This is a genomic window from Streptomyces sp. SL06 (genome assembly GCF_058244745.1).
This window is the reverse complement of record NZ_JBSYOT010000002.1, coordinates 6,124,104-6,148,341: the sequence shown is the minus strand read 5'-3', so window position 1 is coordinate 6,148,341 and position 24,238 is coordinate 6,124,104. Positions and strand designations below refer to the sequence as shown.

The window sequence follows — 24,238 nt, the reverse complement described above, 5'->3', positions numbered from 1 at the left end:
ACGATACAGGATGCTATTTTATTCGTATGGCCGATGAATCGCTGATCGACGAGCACCGCTCACGCCCCGGACTCATGCTCGCGCTGCTCGGCGCCGAGGCCATGCGGCGACTGCGCGAGGCCCACAACGATCACGACCTCAGCCCGCGTCAGTTCGAACTCCTCGGCCTGCTCCACGACCGAGGCACCCTCGCCCAGGGTGAACTCGGCCGCCTCATGGGCATCGCGCCCAGCGTCCTGGTCACCCTGCTCAACCCGCTCGAAGCCGCTCACCTGGTGCAACGCCGACGCGACCCGGCCGACCGGCGCCGCCACGTCGTGGTCCTCACCGACACCGGACGCGACCGCTTCGACCAGGCATCCGACGCCCAGTACGCGGCCGAGGACGCACTCTTCGCCGCCTTGACCCCCGCTCAACGCGAACTGCTGAGGGACCTGCTCACCCGCATCCGCGACGACGTCACCGGGCACCACGATCACTGCGCCACCCCGGCCTCGCTCGAACGGCACCCTCCGGCCGGAACCGACGACTGAGGCCGACCGTGCGCCGAGCAGGAGCGCGTCCGGACAGAGTTCGGTGAGATCGGTCAAGGTTCAGTACGACAGGACAACGGCGCGATCCCGGCGGCGTCCGCACACCCCCGGGCGGGCGGCGACTTGACGACAGGGCCTAGCGTCGGGGCATGCGCATCCGAATCGTCGACGCCTTCACCGACCGGCCCTTCGCCGGCAACCCGGCCGGAGTCCTGCTCCTCGACGCCTTCCCGGACGACGACCGGCTTCAGCGGGTCGCCCTGGAGGTCAATCACGCCGAGACCGCGTTCGCCCACCGGCTGCCCGCGGGCGGCGAGGCCGACTGGGCGCTGCGCTGGTTCACGCCGGTCACCGAGGTCGCGATGTGCGGCCACGCGACGCTGGCCACGGCCCACGTGCTGCGCGGCACCGGCGCTCACGAGGGCCCGGTGCGGTTCGCCACCCGCAGTGGCGTGCTGGTCGCGACACCCGGTGCGGACGGCTCGATCACCATGGACTTCCCGACCGCGCCCCTCACCCCGGTCCAGGCCCCGGCAGGCGTCGCCGAGGCCCTGGGCGCCGAGCCCCGCAGCGTCCTCGACACCGGGCCGGGCATCGGGGACCTGCTGGTCGAGGTCGCCGACGAGGCGACCGTCCGCGGGCTGACCCCGGACCACAAGGCGCTGGGCGCCTGCTCCGGGCGCGGCGTCATCGCCACCGCCCGCGCGGCGGACCCCGCACAGGGCTACGACTACGTCTCCCGCTGCTTCTTCCCGAACGTCGGCATCGACGAGGACCCGGTCACCGGCAGCGCCCACACGGCCCTCGCGCCCTTCTGGTCCCAGCGCCTCGGCCGCCCCGACCTCACCGGGCTCCAGGCCTCGCCCCGTTCCGGCAAGGTCCGCACCGGGCTGCGCGGCGAGCGCACGCTGCTGGGCGGGCACGCGGTGACGGTGATCGAGGGCGAGCTGCTGGCCTGATCCGGGGCAGGCAGGCGTGGGAGCGCCTGCCGTGTCCCCCGCACGCTCACGCCGTCGGCAGCCAGTCCACCTTCCCGGCCAGCAGCGCGTACCCGACGAAGGCCCCGATGTCGAGCAGCGAGTGCGCCACCACCAGCGGACCCACGCGCCCCCACCGGCGGTACAGGTACACGAACACGACGCCCATCACCGTGTTGCCGATGAAGCCGCCGATGCCCTGGTAGAGGTGGTACGACCCGCGCAGCACCGAACTGGCCGCGAGCGACGCGCCCGCGCCCCAGCCGAGCTGGTCGAGCCTGCGCAGCAGGTAGGCGACGACGACGACCTCTTCCAGGACGGAGTTCTGCACCGCCGAGAGGATCAGGACGGGGTACTTCCACCACACGCCCGGCAGTGCCTCGGGCACCACGGTGAGGTTGAAGCCGAGGCCACGGGCGGCCAGGTAGAAGGCGATACCGGTGCTGCCGATGACGGCGGCGACGGCCGCCCCGCGGCCCAGGTCCGGCCACGGGCGGGTCCGGTCGAAGCCGAGGGTGCGCAGGCTCCGCCCCTCACGCAGCAGGAAGTGCGCGACGAGGGCGACCGGGACGAGGGCCGTGGTGATCCCGAAGAGCTGCCAGGCCAGGTCGAGCCAGGGCCGGCCGGGCGCCGCGGAGGAGTTGAGGGTGGCCGCCTGGTCCTTGAGCCCGCCCGGCCGGGTGACGGAGCCGACGAAGCTGATGAGGGCGGACACGCCGCTCGCGCCCAGCGACAGTGCCAGGACGAGCAGCGTCTCGTCCCGCAGGATCCGCCGCGACGGCCGTTCCCCGGCAGACTGCTCGCCGAGTTGCTTCTGAGGGAACGCATCGTCCACCGAGCCCGCCTCCGCCATGCACACCTGCCTCCAGCTGGAACGTCACAGCTTGCCCGATCAGTATGAGGCGCCGCGCGGCGGGGCGGCCCAGTCGGCACGACGGGGCAGGCGGGCGCGCTCCAGCCCGTCACCACGGGAGCGGAGCAGCCCCAGCCCATCGGGCCGGAAAGCGCACCGGCCCGACACGACGGCGCACACCAGCCCGTCGCACCGGAAGCGCGCCAACCCATCCCAGGCGTGCCGGCCCGTCCCGGCTGGCGCACACCAGCGCGTCACGAGAACCGGCCCCGAGCGTCGCGAAGAGCCCCGCCCGGCCCGTCGCGACAGGCACGAGCCCGTCGTCGGCCACCGCAGGCCCGAGCCGGTCGCCCACCGCAGCCCCGAGCCACCCGTCACAGCGGGCGCTAGCCCAGCGGTACCGGCTCCGGCAGGCCCACCGGCCAAAGGTGCACGGGATCACCCGCGCGCATCAGCTCGACGTACCGGCGGGTCGTGGCGGCCAGCGCGGAGTCCCGGGACAGACCCGCCTCCAGTGCCCGGTGGAAGGTGGCCGCCTGCCAGGACGCGCCGTTGACCCGGCGTCGGCACCGCTCGTCGATCACTCCGAGGTACAGGTCCCGGTCGGCGGGTTCCACCCCCCACGCGTCCAGCCCGGCCTCGGCCAGCGGCAGCAGTTCGTCGCGTACGAGGACGGCGGCGTCGACCTCCGTGGTGCCGCCCAGCCGGCCGTGCCGGGGCCATTCGAAGCGGGCGTCGATGCCATGGCGGCACGCGGCCTCGAAGTTGGCGGCGGCCGCCTCGAACGGCAGCCGGGTCCACACCGGCCGGGGCTCGTCGGCGAGCGCGCGCACGACGCCGTAGTAGAAGGCCGCGTTGGCGATGACATCGGTGACGGTGGGGCCGGCGGGCAGGACGCGGTTCTCGACGCGCAGGTGCGGGACACCGTCGGCGATGTCGTAGACGGGGCGGTTCCAGCGGTACACGGTGCCGTTGTGCAGGACGAGTTCGGAGAGCGAGGGCACCCCGCCCGCGTCCAGGACCTCCAGCGGGTCCTCGTCGTCGCAGATCGGGAGCAGCGCCGGGAAGTAGCGCCGGTTCTCCTCGAACAGGTCGTACGCCGAGGTCACCCAGCGCTCGCCGAACCAGGTGCGCGGTCGGACGCCCTGGGCCTGGAGTTCGGGCGGGCGCGTGTCGGTGGACTGCTGGAACAACGGGGGCCGCGACTCGCGCCACAGCTCCCGGCCGAACAGGAAGGGCGCGTTGGCGCCGACGGCGATCTGCGCGGCGGTGACCGCCTGGGCCGCGTTCCACACGTCGGCGAAGCGGTCCGGGGTGACCTGGAGGTGCAACTGCACCGAGGTGCAGGCCGCTTCGGGGGCGATGGACTTGGAGGTGCAGGTCAGACGCTCGACGCCCTCGATGTCAAGGGTGAAGTCCTCGCCGCGCGCGGCCACGATCTGGTCGTTGAGCAGGGCGTAGCGGTCGACGGCGGAGAGGTTGGAGGAGACCAGGTCGTCGCGGTCCAGGGTCGGCAGAATACCGATCATCGCGATTCCCGCGTCGACCTCACCCGCCTTGCGGTCGGCGTAGGCCAGCGAGGTGCGGATCTCCTCGGCGAGCCGGTCGAAAACCCGGCCGCCCAGCCGATGGGGAGCAATGTTGACTTCCAGGTTGAACATGGCGAGTTCTGTTTGGAAGTCACGGCTGGCGATGCGTTCGAGGACTTGCGCATTCAACATTTTCGGCATGCCGTCGGTACCGACGAGATTGAGTTCGATCTCCAGGCCCATCAGGTTCTTCGGGCGGTCGAACCGCTTCTCCGCCAGAAGCCGCTCCAGGCCCGTCAGGCACCGCCGGAGCTTCTCGCGGTAGCGCTGGCGATCGGACAGGTCGAACTGACCCGCCACGACCTTCTCCCCCATGGAAGCGTCCCTTCTCGGAGCGGTCGGTCGAAGATCCGGCCGCCGGTGGCCGGTCAGGTGGGATGATGCCCAGCCCAAGCGATCGATAACGTCCCCGCACCGGCCCGGTACCCGCTACGCTGTGCCGGTGTGACCGGCGGCACATTCACCGGGCATGACACATCGAGCAGTTTCCGGATGCGGAAACTCGTGAAAAACACCGACGCCAATTGGCCGACCGCTTGGTGAACATTCCCCGAGGTCATCGTCGTGCGCCCGGTCCGAAATCCGGAGGATTCCCGCATATCGACGGCCGAATGCACCCTGGTACTCGTTGCCGGAATCGGCTAGCGGAAACACAGTCTGAACACATGTCGTATAAACTCCGCGGACAAGGCAGTAGGCCAGGCGCCCACGGTCGAAGGATCCTGCCGTCGAGTTGACGCGCGGCAGGCCTCACCCACTTCTCGTTTCCCGGGCCCCGGCCTCCCCAGCCCCGTGAGCTGACAGCGTCGTCCGCCCCGCCCCGCCCTCGCGCCACCGTGCCTTCGAATGAGAGGCGACCCATCATGCCCCTGCGTGTCCCCCCGGCTCCCGCGCCCGCCCTGCGTTCCGTCCTCACCGCCCTCTCCTCGCCCACCGCGGTCCGCGAGGCCCGGACCCCCGCCCTGCTCGGCGCCAAGGGTCCCGTCACCGCCGAACTGCCGCTGCCCGTGCACGTACTGGACCGGATCACCGCGGAGGGGGTGACGGCGACGCGGCTGGCCGGGTGGCGCTTCCTCATCCGCTCCGGCGACCGGTCCGTGGCGGCGGCCGACACCATGCTGACCCCCGACGGCTGGGCGTTCTCGCACTTCTTCGAGGGCCCCTACGTCACCTCGACCGAACACGCGCTGCGCCAGGCCGAGTCGGTGTCCCAGTCCTACCAGCCGCGGCTGCTGTCGGTCCCCGGGCTGTACATGCTCACGCTGTGGCTGCACGGCGACTGCGCGGCGGACGCAGCGACCGGCCACCCGGCCGCCACCGACCTGCTGATACCGCTGGCACCGGCGCCCCCCGGCATCGCGGCCCACCGGCCGCACCGGGTCGCCGAACTGCTGCCGGTCCTCACCCACCGGGCGACGCCGGCCCGGCTGCTGGGTTCGCCCGCCTGACCCGTCCGACTCGCCCACCCACGCGGACTAGCCCTATCCGGCCATGCCGAACCATCCGAAGTGACAGTGCAGTTGGGCTGAACCGTCCGCGTGGGTGACGCGTCCTCAACAGGTGAGAAGCGGTGCTGCCAAATACCTGCGGATCGAGAGCCGTAGGGCAACACTGGGTTCGGACCGACTCAGACAACGGGGGCGGCCATGAACGAGGCTTCACGCCACGGGACAGACCGGACAGCGAACTCACCCATCACCACGGACCGAGAGACCCGACTCATGTGTCAGCATCAGCCACCGTGCCCCTCAGCCGACTCCGCCGACCGGGAATCCGCCCGCCTCGTGGCGCACCACCCGGAGCAGGGATGGAGCCTGCTGTGCAACGGCGTCGTCCTCTTCGAGGACACCGGTGAGCTACTGCCGGACGGCCAGGCCATCGCCCCGCACCGCCCCGTCGGCGCGGGCCTGATGACCGCCGCCTGAGCACGAGCCGGACGGCGCGACACCGCTCCGTCCGGCGCACCGAGGGGCCGGCCCGCGGCCACCACCGCGCACCGGCCCCGAAGCGTGTCCGGGGCCGGCGACGCGATGCCGGACTCGGCACGGTGACGCGGACTCCCCCACAACCTCCCATACGCGGCACAACCCCCTCGCGGGGCTACGGTGCCCTCATGAGCCTGAGCATCCGCAACCAGCTCCCCGGTACCGTCACCGCCGTCACCCCGGGCGAGGCCATGGCGACGGTCGGCGTCCGCCTGTCCGGCGGCCAGGACTTCACCGCGGCGATCACCCGGGACGCCGCCGAGGATCTCGCCCTCACCTCCGGGACCGCCGTCCGGGCCCTGGTGAAGGCGACGGAGGTCGCCCTCGGCACCGGGCCCGTGGAGGGCCTGTCCATCCGCAACCGGCTGCCGGGTACGGTCACCGCCGTCACCACCGGCGCCGCGATGGCCGCCGTCCAGGTCGCCGTCGAGGGCGCCGCCCTGACCGCCGTCATCACCAAGGACGCCGCCGACGACCTGGGGCTGGCCGTCGGCATCCCCGTCGTCGCGCTGATCAAGTCGACGGAGGTCTCCATCGCGACCGCGTGAGACGACCGCGTGACACGCGAGAGGCTCAGTCCTCGTACGCGTCCAGCGGCGGGCAGGAGCAGACGAGGTTCCGGTCGCCGTAGGCCTGGTCGATGCGGCGCACCGGCGGCCAGTACTTGTCGGCGGCGGACACACCGGCCGGGAAGACGGCCTCCTCGCGCGTGTACGCGTGGTCCCACTCGCCGCCCAGGGCGCCGGCGGTGTGCGGGGCGCCCCGCAGCGGGTTGTCGTCGGCGGGCCAGACGCCGGAGCCGACCTTCTCGATTTCCGCGCGGATGGCGATCATCGCCTCGCAGAACCGGTCGAGCTCGGCCAGGTCCTCGGACTCGGTCGGCTCGATCATCAGCGTGCCGGCCACCGGGAACGACATCGTCGGCGCGTGGAAGCCGTAGTCGATCAGGCGCTTGGCGACATCGTCGACGCTGACGCCGGTCGCCCTGGTCAGCGGGCGCAGGTCGATGATGCACTCGTGCGCGACAAGACCGCCCGGACCGGTGTACAGCACCGGGTAGTGCGGCTCCAGCCGCTTGGCGATGTAGTTGGCGGACAGCACGGCGACCTGCGTGGCGCGCTTGAGCCCCTCGCCGCCCATCAGCCGGACGTACGACCAGGAGATCGGCAGGATGCCCGCCGAGCCCCACGGCGCCGCCGAGACCGGACCGACACCCGTCTGCGGACCGGCCGCGGCCTGCAAGGGGTGGTTCGGCAGGTACGGCGCCAGATGCGACCGTACGGCCACGGGGCCGACGCCGGGACCGCCGCCGCCGTGCGGGATGCAGAAGGTCTTGTGCAGGTTCAGGTGCGAGACGTCGCCGCCGAAGTGGCCCGGCTTGGCGAGGCCGACCAGGGCGTTGAGGTTGGCACCGTCCACGTAGACCTGTCCGCCGGCGTCGTGCACCCGGGCGCAGATGTCGGCGACGTGCTCCTCGAAGACGCCGTGCGTGGAGGGGTAGGTGATCATCAGCACGGCCAGTTCCTCGCGGTGCTGCTCGATCCTGGCGCGCAGATCCTCGACGTCGATCTCGCCGTCCTCGGCGGTCTTGACGACGACCACCTTCATGCCGGCCAGCACGGCGCTGGCGGCGTTGGTGCCGTGCGCGGAGGACGGGATGAGGCACACGGTGCGCTGCTCGTCGCCGTTGGCCCGGTGGTAGCCGCGTACGGCGAGCAGGCCCGCGAACTCGCCCTGCGAGCCGGCGTTCGGCTGGAGCGACACCTTGTCGTACCCGGTGACCTCGGCGAGCCGCTCCTCCAGCTCACGGATGAGCGTCAGGTAGCCCTGCGCCTGCTCGGCGGGCGCGAAGGGGTGCAGCGCACCGAACTCGGGCCAGGTGACCGGCTCCATCTCGGTGGTCGCGTTGAGCTTCATGGTGCAGGAGCCCAGCGGGATCATGCCCCGGTCCAGCGCGTAGTCCCGGTCGGAGAGACGGCGCAGATAGCGCAGCATCGCGGTCTCGGAGCGGTACTGCCGGAAGACGGGGTGGGTCAGGAAGTCGTCGGTGCGCAGCAGCGCCTCGGGCAGCGTCTCCTCGGTCCCCGCGTCCAGGGACTCGATGTCGGCCTCGACGCCGAAGGCGTGCCACACGCCGCCGAGCTGGGCGCGCGTGGTGGTCTCGTCGCAGGCGAACGAGACGTGGTCGGCGTCGACGAGCCGTACGTTGACGCCGTTCTCGCGGGCGGCGCGGACGACCTCGGCGGCCCGGCCCGGCACCCGCGCGGTGACCGTGTCGAAGTAGGCGCCGTGGACGATCTCGACGCCGCCGGCCGCGAGGCCCGCCGCGGCGAGGGAGGCGTACCGGTGGGCGCGCCGCGCGATGGCCCGCAGCCCCTCCGGTCCGTGGTACACGGCGTACATGCCGGCCATGACGGCGAGCAGCACCTGCGCGGTGCAGATGTTGCTGGTGGCCTTCTCGCGGCGGATGTGCTGCTCGCGGGTCTGCAGGGCGAGGCGGTAGGCCTTGTTGCCGTCGGCGTCCACGGACACACCCACCAGGCGGCCGGGCAGGCTGCGCGCGAACTTCTCGCGCACCGCCATGTAGCCGGCGTGCGGCCCGCCGAAGCCCATGGGCACGCCGAAGCGCTGGGTCGTGCCGATGGCGATGTCCGCGCCCAGTTCGCCGGGCGAGGTGAGCAGGGTGAGGGCGAGCAGGTCGGCGGCGACGGTGACGAGCGCGCCGAGTTCGTGCGCCCGGTCGACGACCGGCTTGATGTCGCGTACGGCACCGGAGGCGCCGGGGTACTGGATCAGGACGCCGTTGATCTCCCGTTCGGCGACCTCGGCCGGGATGCCCTCGCTCAGGTCGGCGACGACGACCTCGACGCCGGTCGGCTCGGCGCGGGTCCGGATCACGGCGACGGTCTGCGGCAGGGCGTCCGCGTCGACCAGGAACAGGCCCTTCTTGTTCCCGCCCATGCGGCGGGAGAGCGCCATCGCCTCGGCGGCGGCGGTGCCCTCGTCGAGCAGCGAGGCGCCGGAGGTCGGCAGGCCGGTGAGGTCGGCGACCATGGTCTGGAAGTTCAGCAGGGCCTCCAGGCGGCCCTGGGAGATCTCCGGCTGGTACGGCGTGTAGGCGGTGTACCAGGCGGGGTTCTCCATGACGTTGCGCAGGATGACCGACGGGGTGAACGTGCCGTAGTAGCCGAGGCCGATCATGGAGTCGAGGACCTGGTTGCGGTCGGCCAGTGAGCGCAGCTCGGCCAGCACCTCGGCCTCGGAGCGGGCGCCCGGCAGGTCGAGCGCCTCGGTGTTCTTGATCACGTCCGGCACCGCGGCGGCCGTCAGCTCGTCGAGCGAACCGTATCCGACCTGCGCGAGCATCTTGGCCCTGGCCTCCTGGTCGGGGCCGATGTGGCGCTGCTCGAACGGCGCTGCCTGTTCGAGTTCGGAGAGCGGAATGCGATGGGCGGTCATTGCGGAGGCCTCCTGGTCTGACGACCTTCGAGGGGCACCACGGCGCGGGTACCCGGACGGCCTCCCCCTCTGTCATCTCAACCTGAGAGCTTCACCGGGCGGCCCGAGGGCGCTCCCGGCTTTCACCGTCGGTGAGGGCGGAAGCCGTCGACACCCGCCCTGCTTTCCAGAGTGACCTCGTCCGCGCGGTACGTGAGCCTGAGAGATTCCGGGGAGGATTTGCTCCTTCGGCGCCTCCGACGGTGTTCGGAGGACTCTCCCGCGCGGGGTCAGCAGCCGTCTGCCAGCCTACCAGCGAGGCCGCCGCACGGGCCTTCGAGTGGCCAACCGCCCCCATGTGCTCTTTTGTAGTACTTACGGATGATTCAGTGGCTGGTGTGCGACCCCAGTGCGACCAAGTGGAGGGCCCCGTGCGTACTGACATCGACCCGCGGAACCTGATCGGCCGCAAGGCCTTCGACCGTGACGGCACCAGGATCGGCACCGTCGACGAGGTCTATCTCGACGACGCCACCGGCGTCCCCGAGTGGGCGGCGATACGCACCGGTCTGTTCAGCAGGGACGCCTTCGTGCCCCTGGAGCCCAGCGAGCTGGTCGAGGGCACCCTGCGCGTGCCCTTCGACCGGTCCCTGATCAAGGAGGCGCCCGACTTCGGCGTCGGCCGCCACCTCTCGCCGGAGCAGGAACTCCAGCTCTATCACCACTACGGCCTCGACGTGGCCGCGCCCGATCCGCTCCCCGACCACGACTTCGGCAAGCTCGCGGGCACGGGCAACGAGGAGAACTGACACCCCGTCCGCACGACACACGCCCGCCGGGTCCTGGGGGGTGTCGTGCGGATCAAGCCGCGGACACGGGGCCCGGCACGCACGTCCGCGGCGTTGTCGTCACTCGCCGACGCTCCGCGTCGACTCCCTCCTCCGCCTCGCGGCCGCACGCACCGGACCCCGCTCACCGGCACCGAGGAGCACCGCCGATCTCCCACGGCCTGATCCACACGACGCCCCCTAGCCTGGCGCCGGTCTCACGGGCCCCCTCGGACCGGTCCGCGCGCCGGCGTCCGACACGCCGGTCCCGCCGGCATCCGCGTCCGCGACCAGGCCTGCCCGTCCCCCTCGCCGGGTCTTCGCCCCACGGGCCGGACCAGCGGCAGCGGATCGGCCGGCGTCAGCTCCCGGGCGTCCACCGGAAAGGTGCGCACCCGGCCGACCGCCGAGTACGGCGTCTCGAACCGCACGGTGACCCGCCCGAGCCCGCTGCCCTGCACCCACCCGTGCCCGTACTGCGTGTGCCGCACGTCGTGCCCCGCGGGCCACCGGCGCTCGGCGGGGGCCGCAGGCTGCTCGGCCGCCACGGGCTCGGCATCGGGCTCCTCGGCGAGTTCCTCGGCCCGGTCCCCCGCCGCCTGCGCGAACAGGTCCTCCTGCGTGTAGTCGGCGAGCCCGCTGACGCCGACCCCGAGCAGCCGCACGCCGCCGGTGGTGTCCACCGAGTCCAGCAGCCGGGCGGCGGCCTCCCGCACCACCGCCGGGTCGTCCGTGGGCCCGCGCAGGGTCTCGGAGCGCGTCAGCGTGGAGAAGTCGTATCTGCGCACCTTGAGGACGATGGTCCGCCCGGACAGACCGGACCCGCGCAGCCGCCGCACGCACCGGTCGGCCAGCCGCCCCACCTCCACGCCGACCCGCACCCGGTCGTGGATGTCCACGTCGTAGGTGTCCTCGACCGACACCGACTTGGTCTCCCGCTCGGACACCACGGGCCGCTCGTCGAGCGCCAGCGCCATGGCGTACAGGGCGTGGCCGTGCGCCTTGCCCACCATCCGAACCAGCTCGTCCTCGCCCGCCTCGGCGAGTTCGCCGACCGTGGTGATCCCGGCCCGCCGCAGATGGTCGCCCGTCGCCGGTCCCACCCCGGGCAGCGTCCGCACGGACATCGGCTCCAGCATGGCCCGCTCCGTCCCCGGCGGGATCAGCACCAGCCCGTCGGGCTTGGCCTCCTCGGAGGCGATCTTGGCCAGCATCTTGGAGGCGGCGAGCCCCACGGATCCGGTGAGTCCGGTGACGGCGCGGATGTCCGCGCGCAGCTTCGCCCCGGTCAGCCGTGCCGACTCCGCGTCCCGGGCCGCTCCGCCGGCCTCCAGATCCACGAAGGCCTCGTCCAGGCTCAGCGGCTCCACCAGCGGCGACAGCTCCCGCAGCAGCCGCATCACCTGCTCGCTGATCGACCGGTAGAGCTGGAAGCGCGGAACGAGATACGCGGCGTTGGGCGCCAGCCGCCGGGCCTGGCCCATGGGCATCGCCGAATGGACGCCGAAGACCCGCGCCTCGTACGAGGCGGTGGCGACCACGCCGCGCGGTCCGAGGCCACCCACGACGACCGCCTTCCCGCGCAGGCTCGGCTTGGACGCCTGCTCCACCGAGGCGAAGAAGGCATCCATGTCGAGATGCAGGATCGTGGGCGCGGTTCTCACATCTCCGATGCTGCCCTACGCCACTGACAATGCGCCCGTGTGCGGCGGCGGGTCAGACCGCCCGGTTGCGCCGCCGGGCCAGCTCGTCCGCCGGATTGTGCCCGACCAGGGTCTCCCCCGTGTCGATCCGCTCCCCGTGCAGCTGGGACAGCGCGCTCTCGACGTCCCGCCACACCACGCCCACGGCGATCCCGAAGATGCCCTGGCCGCCCTGGAGCAGGGCGTGCACCTCGTCGGGCGACGTGCACTCGTAGACCGTGGCGCCGTCGCTCATCAGCGTCATCCGCTCCAGGTCCCGGAAGCCGCGCTCCCCGAGGTGCTGGACGGTGGTGCGGATGTTCTGCAGGGACACGCCGGTGTCGAGGAAACGCTTCACGATCTTCAGCACGACCACGTCGCGGAAGCTGTACAGGCGCTGTGTCCCGGATCCGTGCGCGGGCCGCACGCTGGGCTCGACGAGGCCGGTTCGGGCCCAGTAGTCGAGCTGCCGGTAGGTGATACCGGCGGCTGCGCAGGCCGTCGGCCCGCGGTAGCCGATCTGCTCGGACGCCATGGGCGTCGCCCCTTTGCTGCTCGGCACGGCAGCCGACCGCTGCGCAGCGGGATCGGCCGCGCCACCGTGCTGGGGATACGCCCCGCTCGCGCGGAGCCGAGAGCTGGGGGGAGGGTACGGACCGCTCACCCCGAGACTGCGCCCGGGGCCACCCCCAGCCGTACCGTCGCCGCTCGTTCTCACGCCGACCTCCGTCCTTGACCTGCCTCCTCGAAGGTAGGCAGTCACCAAGGGTGCGTCAACGATCGCCACACTCGGCACGCCGAGTGATAATCACCCTACGAGTGGTTTCGCGTGCCCTCACACGGGGAAAGGCTAGCCGAATGTGCCAAAACGGACCCCGTGGCACCTCGGCCCCGCGCCCTCACTGATTGCTGCTCCCGAAGTCCTCCGGCGAGATCTGGTCGAGGAACTCGCGGAACTTCTCCACCTCGTCCTCCTGCTCGTCCGGGATGGCGATGCCGGCGTCGTCGAGCACCGTGTCGCTGCCGTAGATCGGCGTCCCGGTGCGCAGGGCCAGCGCTATGGCGTCGGACGGCCTGGCGCTCACCTCGACACCGCTCGCGAATACCAGCTCGGCGTAGAAGACCCCGTCACGCAGGTCCGTGATGCGCACTTCCGTGAGTTCCTGGCCGACGGCTTCCAGCACGTCCTTGAACAGGTCGTGGGTCAGCGGCCGTGCGGGGGCCATGCCCTGCTGGGCGAAGGCGATCGCCGTCGCCTCCCCAGGCCCGATCCAGATGGGAAGGTAACGGTCGCCCCCGACCTCGCGCAGCAGAACGATCGGTTGGTTGGAGGGCATCTCGACCCGGACACCTACGACATCGAGCTCGTTCACACAGCAACCCTAGGCCGTGCCCGGGACGTTTGGGTAGTCGGGCCGGGATCGGGTGGGCGATACGGGTCCTCGGACCCGCCCGTCTCAGGGCAGCCGCACACCGAGGGCGGTCTGCACCAGCGCCGCGTGCAGTTTCACCGCCAGCCCGGCCAGCTCCTTGGTGCGGTCTTCCGCATGTGCCCTGGTCTGAGGGTTGCGATGCCGCTTCAGCGGGGCCACCACCTGCTCCACGAGCCCGGCCTCGCGGTCGGCGGCCGCCTTCATCACCCGCAGATGCCGCGGCTCGATCCCGGACCGCCCCAGCTGGACCACCAGCGACGCCACGGTGACCGCCTCGGCGTCGTACGCCCCGTCGGGCAGCGGGGCGAGGAGGCCGTACGACTCCCACTCCTTCAGCTCCTGGTCGCCGACACCGGCCGCGGCGAGCAGCTCGTCCCGCCCGATCCGGGCGACCGTCGGCGCCTCGGCGGGCTCCGGTACGGCCTCCCCGTCCCGCTGCCTGCCCAGGGTCGGCAGCGGCGCGGCCTCGCCGCGCTCCATGGCGTCCAGGTGCTCCCGGATCACCTTCAGCGGCAGATAGTGGTCCCGCTGCATGCGCAGCACCCGGCCGAGGCGCTCCACATCGTGGGGCCCGAACTTGCGGTACCCGGCCGGGGTCCGGCGTGGCTCGACGAGCCCCTCCGACTCCAGGAAACGGATCTTGGAGATGGTGATGTCGGGGAACTCGTCACGCAGCGCGTTCAGCACCGCACCGATGCTCATCAGCCCGCTGTCCGCGGCGGTGGTGCCGGGCGTGGCACCACCGCTCGGTGATTGCAGCATGGACCTTCCCTGAGGGTTGCCCGGACGGGCGCCCGGGGTCGGGTCAGTAACCCCGCTGGCTCGCGTAGAACACCAGCCGGTACTTGCCGATCTGCACCTCGTCACCGTTCGACACGGCGACCTGGTCGATGCGCTCACGGTTGACGTACGTGCCGTTCAGGCTGCCGACGTCGGCGACCGTGAACGAACCGTCGGGACCGCGGCGGAACTCGACGTGCCGGCGCGAGACCGTCACGTCGTCCAGGAAGATGTCGCTCTGCGGATGCCGTCCGGCGGTGGTCAGCTCGCCGTCCAGCAGGAAGCGGCTGCCCGAGTTCGGACCGCGGCGCACGACCAGGAGCGCGGAACCCGGCGGCAGCGCGTCGACGGCCGCCTGCGCCTCGGGGGAGAGCGCGGGCATCGCCGTCTGGCCCGTGACCTCGGAGTCGTACGCCTCCAGGCCGGAGATGGAGATCGTGGAGGTCGTCTCGGACGCACGCTCCGGAACCGCCCCGGCCCGCAGCGGCGCGCCGCAGTTGGAGCAGAAGCGGCTGTTCTCCGCGTTGCGGTTACCGCACCTCGTACACACCAGGGCCGACATGGACGGATCCTCCTGCCGCGGCTGCGCCCCAGGGGCGTTCGACGCGTACGAATCGGGGCTGAACCCTCCACCCGTAGCTGAGGTTGACGGTTGTCCGAAACCTATGCCGCCGGACTGCGCAGGGTCAACAGACGGCGCGCCCTGACCACCGGAAATGTCACCGGCCGAGCCGGCCACCTGGTCCCGGAACATCGGGCGTGGGCCCTCCGCGTCGGGCTGTGCGCGATGGCGAGCGGTCGCGTTGTCGCTGCCCTCTCGCGCGCTCTTGCCGAACAACTTCGCAAACAACTTCACGGGCGATTCCCCTTGACCGAAACAGACCCGCCCGTGGGGCAGGACGAACCCTGACTGAACGTACTGGCCGACCCGGACATCTTCACAACGTCCGCCTCCACCAGACAGTTTCCACCACGCACCACCCAATCGGTGCGCCGACCCCCCGCAACCTCATGCCCTCGCCGGACGACCCCCATGCACCGCCGCTTCACTGCGAGGACGACCGAGCGTAGTCAGGCCGCTTCACCGCTCGCAAGGCGTCCACGACGATCTTGCTCGACCGCTCAACAGTAACGGTGGCCTGTTCCTTTTCCAGAGTCTGCACAACGCCTCCAGGAATGTTGAGAGCCGGTTCGAGGTCCTGCGGCTTGCCGATGACCTGGAAACGATAGGGCGCGTTGATCTTGTTCCCGTCGACGCTCACGGACTTGTCGGCGTCCGTGAGGTAGGTGCCGGCGACGACCCGCACCCCGTTCACCTGGATCGCCTCCGCGCCCGCAGCTCGCAGCTCCTGGATCGCGTCGAGCAGCATGTCCGCCTCGACCGTCCCCTTCGTGTCCTCGACCGTCACCGTGATGCCGGGCCCCTGCGCGGCCACGGTGCCCGCGAGAATACCGAGTTGCCGCTCCTTCTCCAGCGTCTGCTTGCGGGCCTCCTCGGCCTGGTCGGAGCTGTTCTCCAGCTCGTCCCGCTGCCTCTCCAGGCCCTGCTTCTCGTCCTCAAGACGCTGAGTGCGGTCGTCCAGTTCATCGAGGATACGGACCAGATCCTCCTGCCGGGCGCCGCGCAGCGCGCTGTCGCTGTCGCTGTTCGACGCCACCTGGACCGCGAGGCCGAATCCGAGGCCGAACAGGAGCAGGGCGACGATGAGTTGGGCCCGGGTGAGACGGGGCGGCCACAGCCCTTTGAGCAGCCGTTGCCTGCCGGTCGACGCGGACGGCGCCGCCTGCTTCCCGTCGGTGGCCCCCCCTGTCGGCGTGTCGTCCGCGGCAGCGTCCGCGGCCGGGGGCTCCGGCGGCGGCACCTCGGCGGGCAACTCCTTGCGCAGCCTGTTCGCGGGCTGTTCGTCGTGGTCGTTCATCCGCCTCACGCCCGGAAGACGTGGCGTCGGATGGCCGCCGCGTTGGAGAAGATCCGGATGCCGAGCACGACCACGACGCCGGTGGACAGCTGGGCCCCGACGCCCAACTTGTCGCCCAGGAACACGATCAGCGCGGCCACGACCACGTTCGACAGGAACGACACCACGAAGACCTTGTCGTCGAAGATGCCGTCGAGCATGGCCCGCAGACCACCGAAGACGGCGTCGAGCGCCGCCACGACGGCGATCGGCAGATACGGCTCCACGGCCGCCGGCACCTCGGGCCGGACCAACAGGCCGGCCACGACTCCCACGACGAGGCCCAGTACGGCGATCACGATGTGCCCTTCTCGGTTATCGGTTGTGCTGTTCGTACGATCACACTCGGTGCGGCCGGCAGCCGTAGGTCGTCCGCGACGGAGATCGCCGTCCGGATGCCATAGCTCTCCTGGAGGGCATGCAGATACAGCCCGTCGGCGCTGTCCTGGAAGGCGCTGCTCAGCCGCTCGCCGTCGCCCACCGCGAGCACCGTGTACGGCGGCACCAGCGGCCTGTTGTCGACCAGTATCGCGTCACCGGCGGCCCTGATCGCCGACAGCGCCGTCAGGCGCTGCCCGTTGATGGAGACCGCCTCCGCCCCCGACGCCCACAGCCCGTTGACCACGCGCTGCATGTCGCGGTCCCGGAGCCGGCCGGTGTCCGAGAAGCCGGAGGTGCCGCGCGGCTGCCCGCCACCGCCCGTGCTCGCGTCCTTGGCATCGTTCACCACGAGCTTCACACCCGGGCCGTGCACCTCGACCGCACCCGACAGGACGCCCACCAGGTCGGACCGGTCGCTGTCGCCGCTCTTCTCGAGCGCCTCGCGCTGCCGGGCGCTCACGTCGTCGCGCAGCTCGTCGACGCTCTTCTCCAGCTTGTCGGCCGCCGAGGTCTCCCCCTCGATGCGGTCGATGAGTTCTTCGCGCTCCTTGGCTATGGCGGGAGCCGCGACCCGCGCCTGGGCCGCGCCGACCGTCACGACCAGGGCGGCCAGTACCAGGCCCGCCGCCAGTCCGAGCTTGGCCCGCAGGGTCCTCGGCATGCCGCCGACGCCCTCGGCCCTCTTCCGCGCGGCCGCCTCCGCGTATCCGTCGTCGAGGCTGTGGTCCATCACATTGGTGATCAATGACATGGACGCGTCGGGGCGCGGGGGCCGCGTGAATGTGCTCCGAACGGGGGGTTGCTGCGGCATGCCGCACATCGTCGCACGCCGCCGCCACTACCTCCGAACGGGCCCACCGGCGTGCCGGACAGGCCCCCTTGGGGACACTTGTCCGGCACGCACGCGTGCGGTGTGTTTTACCGGCCGGCGCTGTCCACCACCGAGGACCACTCGTCCAGGAGTGCCTGCGCGGAGGCGTCGTCGGGACCCTCGGCCCACAGATGGGTGACCGCCTCGGCCGGGTCGGGCAGCACCATCACCCAGCGCCCGTCGGTCTCGACCACGCGCACCCCGTCCGTGGTGTCCACGAAGCGTTCCCCGGCCGCCTCGACGACCCGCCGCATCACCAGGCCCTTGACGGCCCACGGAGTGGCCAGATCACGCTTGAGGACATGCGCCCGCGGGATGCGCGCGTCGATCTGGCTCAGCGTGAGCTGTGTCCGCGCGACCAGCCCGATGAGCCGCACGAACGCGGCCGTACCGTCGTAGACACTGCTGAACTCGGGAACGATGAAGCCACCCTTGCCGTCACCGCCGAAGATCGTCCCTTCCTCGCCCCCGACCCGCGTCAGGTCGTCGGGAGAGGTGGTCGTCCACTCGACCTGCGTGCCGTGGTACGCCGCGACCTGCTCGGCGATCCTGGTGGTCGTCACCGGCAGCGCCACCCGGCCGCTGCGCCGCTCGGCGGCGATCAGGTCGAGCAGCACCAGCAGCGCGCGGTCGTCCTCGATGATGCGGCCCTTCTCGTCGACGAGCGAGAGCCGCTCCCCGACCGGGTCGAACCGCACGCCGAACGCGGCCCGCGAGGACGCCACGATCTCTCCGAGACGCACCAGCCCCGAGCGTCGCATGTCGGCCGACTCGGTCGGCCTGGACTCGTCGAGACCGGGGTTGATGGTCAGCGAGTCGACGCCCAGCTTCCCGAGCAGGCTGGGCAGGACCAGTCCGGCACTGCCGTTGGAGGCATCGACGACCACCTTGAGCCCGGACTCCGCGATCCCCGTGGTGTCGACGTTCCGCAGCAGGGACCCGGTGTAGGAGTCGAACACGCTGGACGGGAAGTGCAGGTCCCCGATCTCGCCGGGGAAGGCCCGCCGGTACTCCTGCCGCGCGAACACCCGGTCCAGCTTCCGCTGGCTCCCCTGCGACAGATCGGCGCCCTGTCCGTCGAAGAACATGATGTCCACGGAGTCCGGCACCCCGGGTGTGGTCCGGATCATGATCCCGCCGGCACTTCCGCGCGCGGTCTGCTGCCGCGCCACGGGCAGTGGCACGTTCTCCAGGTCGCGTACGTCGATGGCGCTGGCCTGGAGGGCGGAGATCACCGCCCGCTTCAGTGCCCGCGCTCCGCGGGAGTGATCGCGGGCCGTGGTGACGGTGGAGCCCTTCTTCAGGGTCGTGGCGTAGGCACCGGCCAGCCGCACGGCCAGTTCCGGCGTGATCTCCACGTTGAGGATGCCGGAGACCCCGCGGGCACCGAAGAGATGGGCCTGGCCCCGGGACTCCCAGATGACCGAGGTGTTGACGAAGGCGCCGGCCTCGATGGTCTTGAACGGGTAGACCCGCACATTCCCCTGGATGATCGATTCTTCACCGACCAGGCACTCGTCGCCGATGACCGCGCCGTCCTCGATCCGCGCGGCGCGCATGATGTCGGTGTTCTTGCCCACGACACAGCCCCGCAGGTTGCTGTGCGGACCCACGTACACGTTGTCGTGCACGACGGCTCTGTGGAGGAAGGCCCCGCTCTTGACGACGACGTTGGAGCCGACGACCGTGTGTTCCCGGATCTCGACATCGGCCTCGACCTTGGCGTAGTCGCCGATGTAGAGGGGCCCCCGGAGCACGGCGTCGGGGTGTACCTCGGCGCCCTCGGCCACCCACACGCCGGGAGAGATCTCGAAGCCGTCGATGTCGACGTTGACCTTGCGTTCCAGGACGTCGGCCTGCGCCTTCACATAGCTCTCGTGGGTGCCGACATCCTCCCAGTAGCCCTCGGCGATGTAGCCGTAGACGGGCTTGCCCTCCTTCATCAGCTGAGGGAAGACATCACCGGACCAGTCGACGGACACATCGGCCTCGACGTAGTCGAAGACCTCCGGCTCCATGACGTAGATACCGGTGTTCACCGTGTCCGAGAAGACCTGCCCCCAGGTCGGCTTCTCCAGGAAGCGCTCGACCTTGCCCTCATCGTCGACGATGGTGATGCCGAATTCCAGCGGGTTGGGCACGCGTGTCAGACACACGGTGACGAGCGCGCCCTTTTCCTTGTGGAAGCTGATCAGGTCGGTGAGGTCGAAGTCGGTCAGGGCGTCACCGGAAATGACGAGGAAGGCATCGTCCTTCAACGCCTCCTCGGCGTTCTTGACGCTTCCGGCGGTACCGAGTGGCTTCTCCTCATTGGCATAGGTGAGCTCCATCCCGAGCTCCTCGCCGTCACCGAAGTAGTTCTTGACCAACGAGGCCAGGAACTGGACGGTGACGACGGTCTCGTTGAGCCCATGCCTTTTGAGCAGCCGCAGAACGTGCTCCATGATCGGCCGGTTGGCCACCGGCAGGAGCGGCTTGGGCATGCTCGAGGTCATGGGACGAAGGCGTGTGCCTTCGCCTCCAGCCATCACGACGGCCTTCATGTCGGAAGCGTCCTCCTCTGAGAGACGACGGTTTGGCCGACTTCACCCGTCCAGGATCCCGCACTTTTCCAGCGCGGGCCATCCGGCCACTGGGGGCCGCACAATCAGCGAGTTCAATCGGCTGTGGAGTCCGCACGGACCAGGCGGCGGACCTGTACCACGTAGAGAACACCTGCCCACCAGTACAGGGTTGTACCCCAACCGGCGAAAGCCCATCCGAAAACAGCAGCGAGTGACGCGATCCATCCACTTCCGTCACTGAGCAGCAGCAGCGGGAAGGCATACATGAGGTTGAACGTGGCGGCCTTGCCCAGGAAGTTCACCTGCGGCGGCGGATAGCCGTGGCGCCGGAGGACGACCACCATCACCAGCAGGACCGCTTCCCTGGCGACTAGTACAAGGGTCAACCAGAGCGGGAGGATCTCGCGCCAGGTGAGGCCGACCAGCGTCGACAGAATGTAGAGCCGGTCGGCCGCGGGGTCCAGGAGCCGGCCGAGGTTGCTGATCTGGTTCCAGCGCCGGGCGAGCTTCCCGTCCAGGTAGTCGCTGACTCCGCTGAGAGCCAGCACCAACAGCGCCCAGCCGTCGCTCTGCGGACCGCCGAACTCGGGCCGGAGGATCAGCCACAGGAAGACTGGCACGCCGGCGAGGCGCGCCATGCTGAGAATGTTCGGAATGGTGAAGACCCGGTCGGTCTGCACGCGGGTCTCCTGGACCTCCACGCGGGGGCCTCCTGGTGGAAACGAGCCAATGATGCTCCCCGACCCTACCTCAACGCAAAAAAGCTCCGGCTCTCGGGCTGTATGCCCAAGAGCCGGAGCTCCAAAGGGAGTTCGGCGGCGTCCTACTCTCCCACAGGGTCCCCCCTGCAGTACCATCGGCGCTGTAAGGCTTAGCTTCCGGGTTCGAAATGTAACCGGGCGTTTCCCCTACGCCATGACCACCGAAACACTATGAAACAGACAACCAACCGGTGACCAACACAGTCAGATTGTTCGTGGTTTCAGAACCAACACAGTGGACGCGAGCAACTGAGGACAAGCCCTCGGCCTATTAGTACCGGTCACCTCCACACCTCACGGTGCTTCCAGATCCGGCCTATCAACCCAGTCGTCTACTGGGAGCCTTACCCCATCAAGTGGGTGGGAGCCCTCATCTCGAAGCAGGCTTCCCGCTTAGATGCTTTCAGCGGTTATCCCTCCCGAACGTAGCCAACCAGCCATGCCCTTGGCAGGACAACTGGCACACCAGAGGTTCGTCCGTCCCGGTCCTCTCGTACTAGGGACAGCCCTTCTCAAGACTCCTACGCGCACAGCGGATAGGGACCGAACTGTCTCACGACGTTCTAAACCCAGCTCGCGTACCGCTTTAATGGGCGAACAGCCCAACCCTTGGGACCGACTCCAGCCCCAGGATGCGACGAGCCGACATCGAGGTGCCAAACCATCCCGTCGATATGGACTCTTGGGGAAGATCAGCCTGTTATCCCCGGGGTACCTTTTATCCGTTGAGCGACGGCGCTTCCACAAGCCACCGCCGGATCACTAGTCCCGACTTTCGTCCCTGCTCGACCCGTCGGTCTCACAGTCAAGCTCCCTTGTGCACTTACACTCAACACCTGATTACCAACCAGGCTGAGGGAACCTTTGGGCGCCTCCGTTACTCTTTAGGAGGCAACCGCCCCAGTTAAACTACCCATCAGACACTGTCCCTGATCCGGATCACGGACCCAGGTTAGACATCCAGCACGACCAGACTGGTATTTCAACGACGACTCCCCCTGAACTGGCGTCCAAAGTTCACAGTCTCCCAGCTATCCTACACAAGCCGAACCGAACACCAATATCAAACTGTAGTAAAGGTCCCGGGGTCTTTCCGTCCTGCTGCGCGAAACGAGCATCTTTACTCGTAGTGCAATTTCACCGGGCCTATGGTTGAGACAGTCGAGAAGTCGTTACGCCATTCGTGCAGGTCGGAACTTACCCGACAAGGAATTTCGCTACCTTAGGATGGTTATAGTTACCACCGCCGTTTACTGGCGCTTAAGTTCTCAGCTTCGCCACACCGAAATATGACTAACCGGTCCCCTTAACGTTCCAGCACCGGGCAGGCGTCAGTCCGTATACATCGCCTTACGGCTTCGCACGGACCTGTGTTTTTAGTAAACAGTCGCTTCTCGCTGGTCTCTGCGGCCACCCCCAGCTCAGACCGTAAAGATCATCACCAGGTGTGGCCCCCCTTCTCCCGAAGTTACGGGGGCATTTTGCCGAGTTCCTTAACCATAGTTCACCCGAACGCCTCGGTATTCTCTACCTGACCACCTGAGTCGGTTTAGGGTACGGGCCGCCATAAAACTCGCTAGAGGCTTTTCTCGACAGCATAGGATCATCCACTTCACCACAATCGGCTCGGCATCAGGTCTCACCCACATGCCACCCGGATTTACCTGGATGACGGGCTACACCCTTACCCCGGGACAACCACCGCCCGGGATGGACTACCTTCCTGCGTCACCCCATCACTCACCTACTAACCGCTCGGTTCAGCGGCTCCACCACTCCCCTCAACTCCGAAGAGATCAGGGCGGCTTCACGGCCTTAGCATCACGATGCTCGATGTTTGACGCTCTACAGCGGGTACCGGAATATCAACCGGTTATCCATCGACTACGCCTGTCGGCCTCGCCTTAGGTCCCGACTTACCCTGGGCAGATCAGCTTGACCCAGGAACCCTTAGTCAATCGGCGCAAACGTTTCTCACGTTTGTATCGCTACTCATGCCTGCATTCTCACTCGTGAACCGTCCACAACTCGCTTCCACGGCTGCTTCACCCGGCACACGACGCTCCCCTACCCATCCATACAGGCGTTGGCCCTATAGTATGAATGACACGACTTCGGCGGTACGCTTGAGCCCCGCTACATTGTCGGCGCGGAATCACTAGACCAGTGAGCTATTACGCACTCTTTCAAGGATGGCTGCTTCTAAGCCAACCTCCTGGTTGTCTGTGCGACTCCACATCCTTTCCCACTTAGCGTACGCTTAGGGGCCTTAGTCGATGCTCTGGGCTGTTTCCCTCTCGACCATGGAGCTTATCCCCCACAGTCTCACTGCCGCGCTCTCACTTACCGGCATTCGGAGTTTGGCTAAGGTCAGTAACCCGGTAGGGCCCATCGCCTATCCAGTGCTCTACCTCCGGCAAGAAACACACGACGCTGCACCTAAATGCATTTCGGGGAGAACCAGCTATCACGGAGTTTGATTGGCCTTTCACCCCTAACCACAGGTCATCCCCCAGGTTTTCAACCCTGGTGGGTTCGGTCCTCCACGACCTCTTACAGCCGCTTCAACCTGCCCATGGCTAGATCACTCCGCTTCGGGTCTTGAGCGTGCTACTCAAACGCCCTCTTAGGACTCGCTTTCGCTACGGCTACCCCACCCGGGTTAACCTCGCAACACACCGCAAACTCGCAGGCTCATTCTTCAAAAGGCACGCAGTCACGAGACACCAAGCAAGCTTGACGTCCGACGCTCCCACGGCTTGTAGGCACACGGTTTCAGGTACTATTTCACTCCGCTCCCGCGGTACTTTTCACCATTCCCTCACGGTACTATCCGCTATCGGTCACCAGGGAATATTTAGGCTTAACGGGTGGTCCCGCCAGATTCACACGGGATTTCTCGGGCCCCGTGCTACTTGGGTGTCTCTCAAACGAGCCGCTCATGTTTCGACTACGGGGGTCTTACCCTCTACGCCGGACCTTTCGCATGTCCTTCGCCTACATCAACGGTTTCTGACTCGTCTCACGGCCGGCAGACCGTAAAAGAGAGATCCCACAACCCCGCACACGCAACCCCTGCCGGGTCTCACACGCATACGGTTTGGCCTCATCCGGTTTCGCTCGCCACTACTCCCGGAATCACGGTTGTTTTCTCTTCCTGCGGGTACTGAGATGTTTCACTTCCCCGCGTTCCCTCCACACTGCCTATGTGTTCAGCAGCGGGTGACAGCCCATGACGACTGCCGGGTTTCCCCATTCGGACACCCCCGGATCAAAGCCTGGTTGACGACTCCCCGGGGCCTATCGTGGCCTCCCACGTCCTTCATCGGTTCCTGGTGCCAAGGCATCCACCGTGCGCCCTTAAAAACTTGGCCACAGATGCTCGCGTCCACTGTGCAGTTCTCAAACAACGACCAACCACCCATCACCCTGCCACTCACGGCAAGTTCACTGGGGCCGGCAACTGAGGCAGCCTCACGGCCATACCCTCAGACACCCAACAGCGTGCCCGACACCGGCCGTCCTCCAGAGTCACGTTCCACGCCGAAGCAGTACTAGTGATCCTTCAAACCGACCGTGCCGAATAGTCAACGTTCCACCCATGAG

At 68.7% G+C, this 24,238-nt stretch carries 19 protein-coding genes, 2 rRNA genes and 1 riboswitch; of the genes, 6 read left to right on the top strand and 15 right to left on the bottom strand.

The features are described from left to right. Positions 1-26: 26 nt before the first annotated feature. Positions 27-533, top strand: a complete 507-nt coding sequence (locus AC4IHM_RS28215) for a MarR family winged helix-turn-helix transcriptional regulator (RefSeq protein ID WP_490869778.1) — start codon at positions 27-29, stop codon at positions 531-533. A gap of 149 nt (positions 534-682) precedes the next feature. Next, a complete protein-coding gene (locus tag AC4IHM_RS28210) occupies positions 683-1,492 on the top strand; it encodes a PhzF family phenazine biosynthesis protein (protein ID WP_490869777.1) in 810 nt (269 codons plus the stop codon). A gap of 46 nt (positions 1,493-1,538) precedes the next feature. Here the strand turns inward: AC4IHM_RS28210 and AC4IHM_RS28205 are convergent, their stop codons facing one another. Continuing rightward, positions 1,539-2,363, bottom strand: coding sequence for a CPBP family intramembrane glutamic endopeptidase (locus tag AC4IHM_RS28205; protein ID WP_490869776.1), 825 nt, complete (start codon positions 2,361-2,363; stop codon positions 1,539-1,541). Between the two features lie 386 nt (positions 2,364-2,749). Further along, positions 2,750-4,267: a glutamate-cysteine ligase family protein gene (locus AC4IHM_RS28200; protein ID WP_490869775.1), complete on the bottom strand. Its 1,518-nt coding sequence runs from the start codon at positions 4,265-4,267 to the stop codon at positions 2,750-2,752. Positions 4,268-4,815: 548 nt separating this feature from the next. Between AC4IHM_RS28200 and AC4IHM_RS28195 the strand changes: the two genes are divergently transcribed. The 3 genes from AC4IHM_RS28195 (at position 4,816) to AC4IHM_RS28185 (ending at position 6,485) form a co-directional block, all read left to right on the top strand. Then, positions 4,816-5,400, top strand: a complete 585-nt coding sequence (locus AC4IHM_RS28195) for a hypothetical protein (RefSeq protein WP_490869774.1) — start codon at positions 4,816-4,818, stop codon at positions 5,398-5,400. Between the two features lie 273 nt (positions 5,401-5,673). Then, positions 5,674-5,877, top strand: a complete 204-nt coding sequence (locus tag AC4IHM_RS28190; protein WP_311584508.1) for a DUF5999 family protein — start codon at positions 5,674-5,676, stop codon at positions 5,875-5,877. A 188-nt stretch (positions 5,878-6,065) separates the two neighbouring features. Continuing rightward, entirely contained in the window at positions 6,066-6,485 is a 420-nt protein-coding gene (locus AC4IHM_RS28185) for a TOBE domain-containing protein (RefSeq protein ID WP_490869773.1), read from the top strand. Between the two features lie 25 nt (positions 6,486-6,510). On the opposite strand, the gene gcvP is transcribed toward AC4IHM_RS28185, so the two are convergent. After that, positions 6,511-9,396, bottom strand: a complete 2,886-nt coding sequence (gene gcvP, locus AC4IHM_RS28180) for an aminomethyl-transferring glycine dehydrogenase (protein WP_490869772.1) — start codon at positions 9,394-9,396, stop codon at positions 6,511-6,513. 176 nt (positions 9,397-9,572) lie between these two features. Then, a riboswitch (glycine riboswitch) is annotated at positions 9,573-9,668 on the bottom strand. Positions 9,669-9,806: 138 nt separating this feature from the next. On the opposite strand from gcvP, the gene AC4IHM_RS28175 reads away from it, so the two are divergent. Next, positions 9,807-10,184, top strand: coding sequence for a PRC-barrel domain-containing protein (locus AC4IHM_RS28175; RefSeq protein ID WP_490869771.1), 378 nt, complete (start codon positions 9,807-9,809; stop codon positions 10,182-10,184). 236 nt (positions 10,185-10,420) lie between these two features. Here the strand turns inward: AC4IHM_RS28175 and AC4IHM_RS28170 are convergent, their stop codons facing one another. From AC4IHM_RS28170 to AC4IHM_RS28115, 12 genes are all read right to left on the bottom strand, one after another. After that, a complete protein-coding gene (locus AC4IHM_RS28170; RefSeq protein ID WP_490869770.1) occupies positions 10,421-11,866 on the bottom strand; it encodes a DNA polymerase IV in 1,446 nt (481 codons plus the stop codon). Positions 11,867-11,918: 52 nt separating this feature from the next. After that, positions 11,919-12,602 carry a MerR family transcriptional regulator gene (locus AC4IHM_RS28165; RefSeq protein ID WP_490869769.1) on the bottom strand — a complete coding sequence of 228 codons (684 nt, stop codon included), beginning with the start codon at positions 12,600-12,602 and terminating at the stop codon, positions 11,919-11,921. Positions 12,603-12,783: 181 nt separating this feature from the next. Continuing rightward, a complete protein-coding gene (locus AC4IHM_RS28160; protein ID WP_052838788.1) occupies positions 12,784-13,257 on the bottom strand; it encodes a bifunctional nuclease family protein in 474 nt (157 codons plus the stop codon). Positions 13,258-13,341: 84 nt separating this feature from the next. Next, positions 13,342-14,079 (bottom strand): transcriptional regulator FtsR, encoded by a 738-nt coding sequence (gene ftsR, locus AC4IHM_RS28155; protein ID WP_490869768.1) that lies wholly within the window; start codon positions 14,077-14,079, stop codon positions 13,342-13,344. Positions 14,080-14,122: 43 nt separating this feature from the next. Next, positions 14,123-15,082 carry a zinc-ribbon and FHA domain-containing protein gene (locus AC4IHM_RS28150; RefSeq protein WP_490869767.1) on the bottom strand — a complete coding sequence of 320 codons (960 nt, stop codon included), beginning with the start codon at positions 15,080-15,082 and terminating at the stop codon, positions 14,123-14,125. Positions 15,083-15,143: 61 nt separating this feature from the next. Beyond that, positions 15,144-16,016, bottom strand: coding sequence for a DUF881 domain-containing protein (locus AC4IHM_RS28145; RefSeq protein ID WP_490869766.1), 873 nt, complete (start codon positions 16,014-16,016; stop codon positions 15,144-15,146). A 5-nt stretch (positions 16,017-16,021) separates the two neighbouring features. Beyond that, the gene (locus AC4IHM_RS28140) at positions 16,022-16,354 is read right to left on the bottom strand and encodes a small basic family protein (RefSeq protein ID WP_003977440.1); all 333 of its coding nucleotides are present in this window, start codon (positions 16,352-16,354) and stop codon (positions 16,022-16,024) included. Then, positions 16,351-17,256 carry a DUF881 domain-containing protein gene (locus AC4IHM_RS28135; RefSeq protein ID WP_490869765.1) on the bottom strand — a complete coding sequence of 302 codons (906 nt, stop codon included), beginning with the start codon at positions 17,254-17,256 and terminating at the stop codon, positions 16,351-16,353. Before AC4IHM_RS28135 ends, AC4IHM_RS28140 begins: the two co-directional genes overlap by 4 nt. A gap of 98 nt (positions 17,257-17,354) precedes the next feature. After that, positions 17,355-19,850, bottom strand: a complete 2,496-nt coding sequence (locus AC4IHM_RS28130) for a sugar phosphate nucleotidyltransferase (protein WP_490869764.1) — start codon at positions 19,848-19,850, stop codon at positions 17,355-17,357. A gap of 113 nt (positions 19,851-19,963) precedes the next feature. After that, a complete protein-coding gene (gene clsA / locus AC4IHM_RS28125; RefSeq protein WP_490869763.1) occupies positions 19,964-20,572 on the bottom strand; it encodes a cardiolipin synthase ClsA in 609 nt (202 codons plus the stop codon). Between the two features lie 109 nt (positions 20,573-20,681). After that, positions 20,682-20,798, bottom strand: a 5S ribosomal RNA gene (gene rrf, locus AC4IHM_RS28120). A gap of 85 nt (positions 20,799-20,883) precedes the next feature. Beyond that, positions 20,884-24,006 (bottom strand): 23S ribosomal RNA (locus AC4IHM_RS28115). Positions 24,007-24,238 lie beyond the last annotated feature (232 nt).